9 protein-coding genes and 1 tRNA gene are annotated in these 12287 nt (G+C 69.1%); 7 read left to right on the top strand and 3 right to left on the bottom strand.

Going from position 1 to position 12287, the window contains the following annotated elements:
• Positions 1 to 39: 39 nt before the first annotated feature.
• The gene (locus tag WFH23_RS08005; protein WP_336662156.1) at positions 40 to 903 is read left to right on the top strand and encodes a MerR family transcriptional regulator; all 864 of its coding nucleotides are present in this window, start codon (positions 40 to 42) and stop codon (positions 901 to 903) included.
• An 11-nt stretch (positions 904 to 914) separates the two neighbouring features.
• Here the strand turns inward: WFH23_RS08005 and WFH23_RS08000 are convergent, their stop codons facing one another.
• Positions 915 to 2480 (bottom strand): carboxylesterase/lipase family protein, encoded by a 1566-nt coding sequence (locus WFH23_RS08000; RefSeq protein ID WP_336662155.1) that lies wholly within the window; start codon positions 2478 to 2480, stop codon positions 915 to 917.
• An 8-nt stretch (positions 2481 to 2488) separates the two neighbouring features.
• Positions 2489 to 3292, bottom strand: a complete 804-nt coding sequence (locus WFH23_RS07995) for a FadR/GntR family transcriptional regulator (RefSeq protein WP_090147232.1) — start codon at positions 3290 to 3292, stop codon at positions 2489 to 2491.
• Positions 3293 to 3451: 159 nt separating this feature from the next.
• On the opposite strand from WFH23_RS07995, the gene WFH23_RS07990 reads away from it, so the two are divergent.
• The 5 genes from WFH23_RS07990 (at position 3452) to WFH23_RS07970 (ending at position 11019) form a co-directional block, all read left to right on the top strand.
• Positions 3452 to 4021, top strand: a complete 570-nt coding sequence (locus tag WFH23_RS07990) for a YbhB/YbcL family Raf kinase inhibitor-like protein (protein ID WP_336662154.1) — start codon at positions 3452 to 3454, stop codon at positions 4019 to 4021.
• Positions 4022 to 4190: 169 nt separating this feature from the next.
• The gene (locus WFH23_RS07985; RefSeq protein ID WP_336662153.1) at positions 4191 to 5198 is read left to right on the top strand and encodes an ABC transporter substrate-binding protein; all 1008 of its coding nucleotides are present in this window, start codon (positions 4191 to 4193) and stop codon (positions 5196 to 5198) included.
• Between the two features lie 60 nt (positions 5199 to 5258).
• On the top strand, positions 5259 to 6314 hold the full coding sequence (locus WFH23_RS07980) for an ABC transporter permease (RefSeq protein WP_200330922.1): 1056 nt from the start codon (positions 5259 to 5261) through the stop codon (positions 6312 to 6314).
• A gap of 4 nt (positions 6315 to 6318) precedes the next feature.
• Positions 6319 to 7110, top strand: a complete 792-nt coding sequence (locus tag WFH23_RS07975) for an ATP-binding cassette domain-containing protein (RefSeq protein WP_090145511.1) — start codon at positions 6319 to 6321, stop codon at positions 7108 to 7110.
• A 114-nt stretch (positions 7111 to 7224) separates the two neighbouring features.
• A complete protein-coding gene (locus WFH23_RS07970; RefSeq protein ID WP_336662151.1) occupies positions 7225 to 11019 on the top strand; it encodes an aldehyde dehydrogenase family protein in 3795 nt (1264 codons plus the stop codon).
• A gap of 4 nt (positions 11020 to 11023) precedes the next feature.
• On the opposite strand, the gene WFH23_RS07965 is transcribed toward WFH23_RS07970, so the two are convergent.
• Positions 11024 to 11485, bottom strand: coding sequence for a GNAT family N-acetyltransferase (locus WFH23_RS07965; RefSeq protein ID WP_090147226.1), 462 nt, complete (start codon positions 11483 to 11485; stop codon positions 11024 to 11026).
• A gap of 116 nt (positions 11486 to 11601) precedes the next feature.
• Between WFH23_RS07965 and WFH23_RS07960 the strand changes: the two genes are divergently transcribed.
• A tRNA-Tyr gene (locus WFH23_RS07960) sits at positions 11602 to 11686 on the top strand.
• Positions 11687 to 12287: the final 601 nt, after the last annotated feature.

Raw genomic sequence — 12287 nt, 5'->3', positions numbered from 1 at the left:
GCGTCAACGCGTAGCGTGACATCTGGAACGGAGAACACCATGACGACCACGAATACGCGTGCGTTGCACAGTGTGCAGGCGGTGGCTCGCGCGGCGAGCACGACCTCGCGCACGCTGCGGCACTACGACCGCATCGGTCTGCTGCCGCCCACGTGCATCGGCTCGAACGGGTATCGCTACTACGACGACCGGGCGCTGCTCCGCCTGCAGCGCATCCTGCTGCTGCGCGATCTCGGTCTGGGCCTCGACGCCATCGCCCGGGTGCTCGCGTCGCAGGATGCCAGCAGCCGCAGTGCGCTGTCGGATCGCACGGCGCAGACCGCCGAGACCGAGATCCTGCAGTCGCACCTCGCGATCCTCCACCGCGAGCGAGAGCGCATCACCCGCCAGATCCGCGCCGTGGAGCGCACCATCGCCGCCCTCCCGGGCATGACCGACACCGCACCAGCAGGAGCACTGATGACTGAGAACATCTTCGACGGATTCGACCACGCACAGCACCGTGAGGAGGTGGAGCGGCGCTGGGGAGACCGCGCGTACGCGGAGGGCGACCGTTGGTGGCAGGGGCTCGGCAGCGGTGCGCGCGAGGCGTGGCAGCGCCGCAGCGCCGACCTCGCCGCAGCGTGGCGCATGGCCGCCGAACGCGAGCTCGACCCGGCGGGAGCCGAGGGGCAGGAACTCGCCGCCCAGCACGTGGCCTGGTTGCGGGGGATACCTGGGACCCCCGCCGCCGACCCCGCGGGTGATCTCGCCGGATACGTGCGCGGGCTCGGCGAGTTGTACGTCACGGACGAGCGCTTCGCCGCGAACTACGGCGGAGCGACGGGGGCGGAGTTCGTGCGGGACGCGCTGGTGCACTACATCGCCCACGATCGCGCAGAGGGCGCGAACGGCGCGCGGTGATCTCGCGCGCGTCAGCGCGAGGGGTGCGCGCTCGCGTCGCGCGAGTGACTCGCTTCGAGCAGGGCCGCGGCTGACGCGTACGCATCGCGCTGCTCACGCACCGGAACATCGAAGATCCGTGCGGGGCCGGTTCCGTCGCGGTCGGCTTCCCACCCCGGGTCCCCGTCGCGCGCGAAGCGCACCAGGGCGCCGTGCACGGCGTCCGCGAGAGCTTGCGGAGGGGCGGTGCCCGCGACGCGCTCGACGCCCACGGCATCGAGGCGGTCGAAGACGAACGGCACATCACTGCAGTGCCCCGCGAAGTGCGGTGCGCCGGCCTCGGTATCGGGTGCGTGCCAGGAGTAGCGAGACGTCCAGGTGGTGCCCGCAACTGCAGACGCTCCGCGGGCACGGGCGACACGGGGCACCCATGAGCGGAACACGGCGTCCGTGGCGTACCGCCCGACGAGCGCGACGCTGCTCGCGGTCGCCTGGACCTCCGGCGTCTCGAGCCAGCGATCCGCAACCGCTGCGGATGCTCCGAGGGCGCGCAGCACGGCGCGGCGCGGCGCACGGTCGAGGATGGGGCGCGGTGTGAACATTCCCATGAGCTCGTCGTCTGCGGTGCTCAGCGCCAGGGGCACGTGCGCGCTGGGCCCGTGCGATGTGCCCTGCAACGCGTCGAGCGGCACCACGTCACCGTCCGGGAGCGGGCCGATCATGAGCCCGTCCCGGAGCATGCCGTGCACGTCGCGAAGGATGCGGGGCGCGGCAGGCGCCGTGATCCGGCGCTGCAACTCGATGATTCTCGCCTCGGGCAGCGACCCGAGACCGGCGAGATCGGGAGTCACTCCGCCCAGACGGGCCAGGTGCCGGGTGCGAGCCGCAGCGGCGTCGAGCGACGGCGCGGCGACGGCCGCCGACATGGCGTAGCCAGCGGCGAAGAGCCCCTCAGCCGCTGGAACGCCGAGCAACGTGAGCACCGCGCCGCCTCCGGCGGATTGCCCCGCGATGGTGACGCGATCCGGATCACCCCCGAACCCCGCGATGTTCTGCTGCACCCATTCCAGCGAGCGCACCCAATCGAGTGCCCCGCGGTTGGCCGGAGCGCCGTCGACGGAGCCGAACCCGATGAAGCCCAGCCGGTACGAGATCGTCACGAGCACCACTCCGTCGCGGGCGAACGCGCGGCCGTCGTACCAGGGGCTCGCCGGGGAGCCTGAGATGAAGCCGCCGCCGTGGATCCAGACGATCACAGGCAGTTTCGCCGATGCCTCCGGCGCAGGTGTCCACACGTTCACGTTCAGTGTGTCGTCGCCCGGAATCGAGTGCTCGGGGATCAGCGTGATTCCCGTATCGCCGCGCTGCGGGGTGGGCCCGAACGCCGATGCGTCCCGGATCCCGTCCCACGCCTCGCACGGCTGCGGAGCTGCGAATCGCAGGGCGCCCACGGGCGCAGCCGCGTACGGGATGCCTCGGAATACCGCGGCGCTCGGCCCCTCTGCCGCGCCCGGACTGCACGGCTCCCAGGTCCCCCGAACCGCTCCGGCGGCTGTCCGCACGACGGGGCGCGACGCGCGATCGCTGACGGTCTTCACCGGACGAGTCAGAGTCGCGACTGGGCTTCCGCCCGCGCGAGCACGTGATCCTGCGCCATCTGCGCTTCATTGATGCGCTGCTGCTGCTCTGGCGTGCGGGCGAGCGGAGGGATGACCTCGTGCTGATCGTTCACGATCACGACATCGTGGTCGACGTGGTTCACCATCGCATGGACGGCGTCGATGAAGTCCTGGCGTCGGATCGCGTCGAGCACGCGGGCGTGGTCGCGCTCCATCTCCGCTCCGGTCGCGACGTTCGCGAGACGGCCGCGGTGCTCCGGAGTGCGCAGGCGATCGTTGATGCCGGCGTAGAGCGCGGCGAGCAGGCGGTTCTTCGCGGCGTCGAACACGAGACGGTGGAAGCGGCTGTCGAAGGCCGTATCGACGTCGCCCGCGAACCCGAGCACGGGGCATCGGGTGCATCCGACCTCTTCGATCGCGGCTCGTTCGAGCGCCGCGATGTCTTCATCGGTGCGGTGCAGGGCGGCCTGCTGCGCGGCTTCGATCTCGAGGGCCCGGCGATAGCTGAGGATCTCCTCGAGGGTGAAGTCGGTGAGGAACTCGTTGAGGAGGGTGCTCGTCGGCGCGGCCGAGCGCACGAACGTGCCGCGACCGGGCAGCGTCTCGAGCATCCCGATGCTCGCGAGCGACCGCACGGCTTCGCGCACGGTCGAGCGACCGACGCCGGTCTGCTCTGCGAGCTCGGGCTCGATGGGAATGCGCCCGCCGACCGGCCATTCGCCGGTGGTGATCTTGCGACGCAGGTAGGCGAGCGTCGCGCGTGCTCGATCTGACCCTGTGGTCGCTGCCATGATCACTCCGATTCGTCGGGCGCCGTGTGCGCCGATGCCGAGAACTCAGTATATCGAGCGTCTTCGAGGGCGTCGGGGCGCGAAAGATCGGTTCGCGGAGGCCATTGGAGCAGCCAGCCGCTGACCGTAGTCTGGAGGTCAGATCACCAGGGGGGTGCCATGACGAACAAGAATCCGAGCCGCGGCGACATCGACCCGTATGCGCGCATGCGGCAGGTACCCGGCTTCACGTTGCGGAGTGCCGACATTCAGGACGGCGAGCCACTGCCTGCCGAGCAGTACGCAGAGGCGGCAGGGGGATCCAATCGCTCGCCGCAGTTGAGCTGGGCCGACTTCCCGGCGGGCACGAAGAGCTTCGCCGTCACCTGCTTCGACCCGGACGCGCCGACGGGGTCGGGGTTCTGGCACTGGGCCGTTGCGAACCTGCCGGCGAGTACGCACGAGCTCCCGGCCGGTGCCGGCGCTCTCGCAGACACGCCGGGCGGCGCGCTGCTGCCGGCCGCTGCGACGACGATGCCGAATGAACGGCGCGAGCGCGCGTTCACCGGTGCTGCGCCGCCGGAGGGCACCGGCGTGCATCACTACTGGTTCGTCGTGCACGCGCTCGGCGTCGAGCACCTCGACATCGACCCGGATCTCACACCGGCGGTCATGGGGTTCATGATGCGCGATGCCGTACTGGCCCGGGCAGTCATCGTTGCGACCGGAGAGTTCGGCCAGGCCGACTGACCGATCGATCGGTCAGGAATTACAACGCCTCGGTCACGAAGAGGGCCCCGAGTTGCTCCCGCGGGGGGATCCCGGTCTACGATGCTTGAATCGGCGTAAGTTCTCGCCGACTCGCTCAGTTCGCCGAAGCACTGACCCGGCGACGTCCCCCACAAAGGATTCGATACCCATGCGACAGACCTCGTTCCGCCGCCGCGCCCTCGCTATCGCCGGCGTCACCGCAGCGGCAGCACTCACCCTCAGCGCCTGCTCCTCACCCGACTCGTCAGGCGAGGGAGGATCAGCGGAGACCTTCAACATCGGCATCAGCCAGTTCGTGCAGCACCCGGCACTCGACTCCGCGACCGAGGGCTTCAAGCAGGCGTTCATCGACGCGGGATACGTCGATGGCGAGACGGTGAACTTCGACGAGCAGAACGCGAACGCAGAGCAGGCCACGGCCGTCACCATCGCGCAGGGCTTCGCGACCTCCGACAACGATCTCGTGCTGGCAGTGGCGACACCGGCAGCGCAGGCGGCCGCTCAGGCGATCACCGACAAGCCGATCCTCTTCACCGCGGTGACCGACGCGGTGTCAGCAGAGCTCGTCGACTCCAACGAGACCCCCGGTGGCAACGTGACCGGAACCAGCGACCTGGCCCCGCTCGACGAGCAGCTGAAGATGCTGCAGGAGATCGTTCCCGACGCGAAGAAGGTCGGCATCGTCTACGCATCGGGCGAGGTGAACTCCGAGGTGCAGGTCTCGGCGGCCGAGGAGGCCGCGAGCGACCTCGACCTCGAGATCGTCACGAAGACCGTGACCACTGCCAACGACATCGCTCAGGCGACCGAAGCGCTCGGAGACGTCGACGCGATCTACGTGCCGACCGACAACCTCGTCGTCTCGGGCATCGCCTCGCTCGTGCAGGTCGCGGAGGAGAAGCAGATCCCCGTCATCGGGGCCGAGGCCGGCACCGTCGAGGGCGGCGCCGTCGCGACACTCGGCATCGACTACACGGATCTGGGGCATCAGACCGGTGAGATGGCCATCAAGATCCTGGAAGACGGAGCCGACCCTGCAGAGATGGCAGTCGAGGTCTCCAAGAGCTTCACGTACGTGGTGAACCCGGGCGCCGCAGAGCGCATGGGCGTCGAGATCCCGAAGGATATCCTCGACCAGGCGGAAACCGTCGAGTAACCCCGGGCCCCCGGCCCGCACGGTTTCTCCAGCACACGACACGAACAGGATGACCATCGCATGATCGGCGCGCTCGAACTCGGCCTCATCTACGGGGTGATGGCACTGGGCGTCTACCTGACGTTCCGAGTGCTCAACTTCCCGGACCTCACGGTCGACGGCAGCTTCACCACCGGCGCTGCTGTCGCGGCCGCGCTGATCACGAACGGTCACAACCCCGTCCTCGCCACCCTCGCCGGTGGCGGGGCGGGGATCGTCGCGGGCATCATCACCGGCCTGCTGCACACGAAGGGCCGCATCGACGGCCTCCTCTCCGGAATCCTGACGATGATCGCCCTCTGGTCGATCAACCTGCGAATCATGGGCACCGCGAAGGAGGGCACCGCGGTCGCCGCCAACCTCCCGCTGCTGCGGGCCGACACGGTCTTCACCCCGCTGCGCGAAGGAGAGCTCCTCGGCACCTGGGGCGGCGTCGCCATCATTCTCCTCGCCGTGCTCGTGCTGAAGGTCGTGGTCGACTGGTTCCTCTCGACCAACCTCGGGCTCGCCATTCAGGCGACCGGAGACAACGGGCCGATGATCCGCAGCTTCGGCGTGAACACCGATCGCACGACGATTCTCACCCTCGCCATCTCGAACGGATTCGTGGGGCTCTGCGGGGCGCTCGTCGCGCAGTATCAGGGCTTCGCCGACATCAGCATGGGCGTCGGTCTGATTCTCGTCGGGCTCGCATCCGTCATCCTCGGCCAGGCCATCTTCGGCCAGCGCTTCATCTGGCTCGCGAGCCTCGCGGTCGTGCTCGGCGCGGTCATCTACCGCCTCATCATCTTCTTCGCTCTGCGCGCCGGTCTCGATCCGAACGACATGAAGCTCATCACCGCGCTCCTCGTGATCGCGGCGCTCCTGCTGCCGCGGTGGGGGTTCCTGCGCAAGATCCCGATGCTGCGACGCAAGGACGGCCGCGTGGTGCTCGAGGAAGTCACCGCCCCGGCCTCCGCCGACGCCTCGCCGAGCGGTGCTGCGCCCGCCGGCGCCACGACCGCGCGCGTCGGCGCTGATCCCGCGTCGCCCGCGGCCGGCACTACGCCCGAACCCGACACCCAGGCCGGAAGGTAGCCGCATGCTCACCATTGAACGCATCGAGAAGACGTTCTTCCCCGGCACCGTCAACGAGCGCCGCGCACTCGGCGGCCTCAGCCTGCGCCTCGACGAAGGCGACTTCGTCACCGTCATCGGCTCCAACGGCGCCGGCAAATCGACATTGCTGAACGCCATCTCGGGTCGCTACAGCGTCGACTCCGGCAGCATCGAGATCGACGGCCAGCGCGTCAACAAGCTCAAGGAGTACCAGCGCGCCAAGTTCATCGGCCGCGTGTTCCAGGACCCCATGGCGGGCACCGCTCCCGATCTGACGATCGAGCAGAATCTTGCGCTCGCCGAGCGTCGGGGCAAGAGCCGCGGGCTCGGGCTCGCGCTCAGCCGTACGCTCCGCGAGCGCTTCCGTGAAGAGCTCACCGCGCTCGAACTCGGACTCGAGCACCGGCTCACCGCCAAGGTCGGCCTGCTCTCCGGCGGCCAGCGGCAGGCGTTGTCGCTGCTCATGGCCGGATTCACGCGTCCCAGCATCCTGCTGCTCGACGAGCACACCGCCGCACTCGACCCGCAGCGCGCGGCACTTGTCACCGAGCTGACCGACCGAATCGTCTCCCAGGGCGCGCTCACGACGCTGATGGTGACGCACAACATGGAGCAGGCGCTGCGACTCGGCAACCGCCTCATCATGATGCACGAGGGCAACATCGTGTTCGAGGCGTCGGCGGAGCAGAAGCGCCAGCTCACCGTGCCGCTCCTGCTCGAGGAGTTCGCGAAGATCAAGGGCGCGCAGCTCGACGATCGCGCCCTGCTGGCCTGAGGCGCATCGCCGACGGGGTCTCCTGCGGGATCTCCAACGGCCGAGACAACCGGGAGATCTCGGCTTCGGCGCGCGCTCCCGCCAAACATGCGCGACCACTCATACAGTGGGGTCATGGCAGCTGAACCCATCGCCCCGGCGTCGGTGTGGGACGCCGTGTCCGAACGATCCGAAGCGCTGGCGCACGCTTGGATCTCAGCTTTGCGCGATCGGGCGCCGGATGAGACGGTGGACCCTCGCGGATCCGGGCACCTGCTCGAGGGGCTGCGCCGCGATCCCGAGAGTTTCGAATTCACACGGAGGCTGCTCGAGCTCGTCGCCGGAACGGAAGACGCGTTCGCTTCGGCGGTCGGACTCCATGCCATGTCGCAGGAAGTACCGGATTCCATGCCCGCGCGTGACCGGTTCGCGGTACGGGCGGGTGGAGCGACATCTCTCGGGCTCCCCTGGGCAGTCATGCCGGTCGCTCGCCGCTGGCTCCGGGATCGCGTCTCCGGGCTGGTGCTCGCCGCTCGGCTGCCCGGCGCAGCGGGCGGAACCGGAACCGCGACCTGGCTCAGCTCGGCCGCGGGAGCAGCGCTCGCCGACGCGCATCGGAGGTACTCCGACGCCGGACTGCGGGCAGTCACGCGGCCGCTCGGCAACGGCGTGCACGGGCCCGACGGCGCTGCCGGGGAAGTGGCGCGACTCGCCGCGCTCGCAGCCCATCCAACCGTCGCGCATCTGGTGGTCGAACCGGAGCGCATCGCCCCCGGCGGCACGGAGTGGACGTTCGACGACGACGTCGCGCGCGCCGCATCCGCACTCGAACCCGTGCTGCGCGCCTCGGCTGAGCACGGAACCACGATTCATCTGTCCGCTCGAAACGTGCGGTGGGCGCGCATGCTGCCCGAGATCGCGATTCGTGCACTCGTCGACCCCGCGCTCGACCGGGCGCGCATCGGGGTGCAGTTGCTCGCCGAACTGCCGGAGTCGCGCGAGTACTACGGCCGCCTGAGTCGTTGGGCGCAGCGCCGCGTCGCCGAGGGCGGGGCGCCGGCCGAAGTCGTCATCGGCGTGGGCGGCGTGGCCGGAGGCGAACGCATCGCGTCGATCGAATCGGGGCTCCCGGTGCCGGTGCTGGAAGAACGCGTGGACGTGCTCGCACAGCTGCTGCGGCTGACGGAACTCGCGCTGCACCCGGGACGAGCGGCGGTGCTGCGGCCCGTGATCGCCACAGAGGACGTGCTCGTGCTCGCGGCCGCGGTCGCCCTGGCTGACGAGCTCGGATCGCGAGAACTCAGCGCGGTGCAGTTGCGCAGCGGCGTCGCCCCCGGGCTCGCATCGGTGCTTCGCGAGACCCTCCCCGATGTGCGCGTCGTCGTGCCCGTCGTCCCGCCGAAGGAATTCGGCGGTGCCGTCGATCTGCTCGTCGGCATCGCAGCTGAAGCTGCCGATCCAGACTCGGGACCGTCCAGACTCGAGGCGCTCATCGCACGGGAACCCGAATCCGGGGGAGGTGAGGACGACGCCGAAGAGATCGCGAGCGAACCCGCTGAGCTGACGCGCGAACGGGCGCTGTCGCAAGCGTTCACCGAGTTCGGCACCGCACTCGCACGGGCAGCGGAGCCGGCTCCGGCGTCGCACCGCACCCAGAACCGGGCGCGCGAATGGGATCCCTCGGAGCGCGACAGTGCGTTGTTCTACCGCGCCCCCGACGAACCGGCGCGATTCGAGACCGGTGGCCTCACTGCTGCGGTACTGGGGCTGACGAGGGGGTCGACGGGAGAGTTCACCCTCGAGGCCGTCGCCCCGCCGCGCGCGATCCCCGCCGTGTCGGAATCCGGTTTCGCGAACGAGCCGGCCACCGACGCGACCGTGGCGGCGAATCGCGAGTGGGCGCGAGACCTCTTCGCGGAAGCTCGAGCACGGACGGGTCACGACGATGCCGCGAACGCCACGATTGCCCTCTCGGCAGCCGATCTCGATCCGGAACTCGTCGCGGAGGATGCGCGTTCTCGAGCCGAAGCGTGGTCGGCCCAGTCGACCCGCACGCGGGCGTCACGGCTGCGCCGCTCGGCACTCGCGATGGTCGCCGCACGGGATCGACTGATTCAGCTGCTGGCCGCCGACACGGGCGCCCCGATCGCCGAGCTCGACGCCGAAGTGGACGACCTGGTGGATGCGGCCCGATACAGCGGCCAGCTCGCCGAGGCGCTCGGTGCGGTGCGCGGCGCCACGTTCGTCCCGGAGCGGCTCGTGCTCGTCGCCGCCGATGCGCCCACCCCGCTCGCCGTGCAGGCGGAAGCGGTCTTCGCCGCGCTGGCAGCGGGAAGCGGGGTGCTCTGGCTCGTGCCGCACCGCCTCCTGGCATCGGCGTCGGCCGTGATCGAAGAATGCGAGGTCGGTGGCCTGACGCCCGGTGTGGTGCGGCTCGAAGCCGCAGTCGTCGGCCGAACCATTGCCGAGCTCGCGGCACATCGAAGCGTCGATCGCGCGGTCGTGATCGGATCCCGTGCTGACGCGACCGACCTCGCGCGTCGTCGGCCCGACCTCCGGGTCGAAGGGCAGTTCCGGTCGCGCGGCTTCGTGCTCGTCACGCCGTCCGCCGACCTGGATCGAGCGATCGACGACGTCGTCGCCTCGGCGCTCGGCCGCTCGGGAGGCAGTCTTCGCGCCGCCAGGGGCGTGATCCTGCTCGGCAGCGTGGCGCGATCGCGGCGTTTCCGAGAGGGGCTCGCCGATGCCGTACGAGCCCTCCGGGCCGGCGACAGCGCGCGCGAGTCCGACGCCACGGTCTTGGGCCTCCGGGTCGGCCCGCTGCATGCCCCGGCCGACGAGGCCGAGCGGCGTGCGCTCTCCGAACTCGCTCGCGGAGAGGAATGGCTCGTGCAACCCGAATCCCTCGATTCGGAGGGACGGGTGTGGAGCCCGGGAGTGCGGGCAGGGGTCTCGGCGAATGCGACCTTCTGGGACGACGCGCGGACGGTGCCCGTGATCGGCATCACCACAGCGCATTCGCTCTCCGAGGCGTTGGCGCTGCAGAACCGTGAGGGCACCGGCGGCGTGGCGGCGATCCACTCCAACGACGGGGACGAGATCGGTGCCTGGCTGGAGGGCATCGAAGCGGCCGCAGTGTCTGTCAACCGTGCGACGACGCACGTTCGCGTGGAGCGGCACCCGGGCGGAGGGTGGAACGATGCCGGCATGGGGCTCTCCGGCCTCGCCGGCGGGCCGAACCGATTGATCGCCCTGGGCTCGTGGCGCGTTCGGGAGGGGAGCCGGAGCGAGACCCTGCATCTGCGCGGGCTCGAACCCGAGATCCGGTTGCTCATCGAGACGCTGCAGCCCGTGCTGCCCTATCAGGCGTTCGACGAGCTCAGGCGCGCCGCGCTCGCCGACGCCTTCACGTGGCGCACGTCGTTCGGCGTCGATCGCGACACGATCGGGCTCGGGATCGAGCGGAACCTCATCCGGCACCGACCCGTCGCCACGCACGTGCGTCTCGCGGAAGGCGGAGCCCTCGTCGCGCTCGCACGCGTCATCGCCGCCGCGCTGCTCGCTCGCGCACCGATCACGGTCTCGACCGGAGAGGTGCTCCCCGTCGAACTCACCGAGTTCCTGGAGCACCGCGACATCGAGCTGTCGCTCGAGCGCGATGAGGACTGGCTCGAGCGACTGGCGGTGGCCGGGGCGGTAGCCGCTGACGGGACCCGGGCCATCCGGGTGCGCCTCATCGACGGTGACCGTGTTCGGGCGGCGGAGTGGCTCGGACCGCAGGATCGCGTCGCCATCTGGGCGGAGCCAGTGACGATGGCGGGTCCGGTCGAGTTGCTCTCCCTGGTTCGGGAGCAAGCAATCTCTGCCCGGGCGAACCGGCACGGGCTCGCGGTGACCGTGCCGGGGCTCGATGACGCGATCGAGCCGTGAGGCGTTAGTTCAGGCGCATGGGAGTGTGCGGAATGCCGTCCTCGAGATACTCGGCGCCGCAGCTGATGAAACCGAAGCGCGCGTACCAGTCGACCAGGTGCGATTGCGCGTGGAGCATGATCGGTCGCCCGGCGCACCGTTCGATGGCCGCTTCGAGCAGCACCGCGGCGACACCGTGACCCCGCCATGTCGGGGCGGTGACGACACGACCGATGCTGCGGGTGCCGCGCTCGCCGGGCTCTTCCACGAGGATCCGCACGGTTGCCGCGATCGCCCCACTGGCCTCTTCCGCCCATATCTGAACTGAGCCGCCCTCCAGATCGCGTCCATCGAGATCGAGGTACACGCAGTCCTGCTCGACCACGAAGACCTCCTGCCGAAGTGCGGCGACACGGTAGAACGTCGTCGCGGACATGTCGGCGACGTGAGCGGCCTGCAGCGTCAGTTCCTCGGGAAGATCTCTCATGCACCGATACTCCCATGCGTCGGCAGCGCGTGCGGGCTCGTCTCGGTGCGTCCAGGATTTCCGTTCGCGCACTGGAGCCGCTAGGGTAGATTCCTGGTTGCGTTCGCGCGACCGATGGCGGGTTACCCGAGCGGCCAAAGGGGGCTGACTGTAAATCAGCTGGCAACGCCTACGGGGGTTCGAATCCCTCACCCGCCACCAGTACTGAAGGCCCCGGCCTCATTGAGAAATCGATGAGGCCGGGGCCTTTCGCTTTTCCCGGGGCGAGTGGCCGTGGGATCGGGGGAATCGAGATCCGGCGCCGCTCGCAGCAGACACGCCCGGGATGTGGGCGCTAGTTGCCCTGCAGCCAGGATCCCCGTAATGTATTCCCTTGTCAGCGAAACGGAAAACGGCGCGAAAGCGGCCGAGATTCGAATCGGACATCGGCTCTCTCGAGATCACCGAGAGCAGGACTTGCCAAAGTCTGGCTCGGGCGTGTAAAGTGAGAGACTCGATCTCACCGCAAGGTGGACGCCCCAAGGGCGGTCCAGCTGGAGCGCGTATTGCTCCCAGCGGTAGATGACAGGTTGCTGTTCGGAGCTTCCCTTGGTTGGGTGTGACGGGTGGTGTCTGGTCTTTGAGAACTCAATAGTGTGCACTTAAATTGTCATATGCCAATTTAATTTATAATCCCCGACATCCAGGTTTATGGGTGTGGGAGATTCCTTTTTTGGATAACAAGAATCGTCAGTATTGATGGTTCTGTTGCCAGATTGAACTCGTTGCATGTTCCGGTTTTTCCCCGGGGCGTGTGGCAATC

This window comes from Leucobacter sp. USHLN154 (assembly GCF_037145595.1).
Taxonomy (GTDB): domain Bacteria; phylum Actinomycetota; class Actinomycetes; order Actinomycetales; family Microbacteriaceae; genus Leucobacter; species Leucobacter alluvii.
Note: the sequence above shows the minus strand (reverse complement) of the source record. Positions and strands in the feature narration are given on the sequence as shown.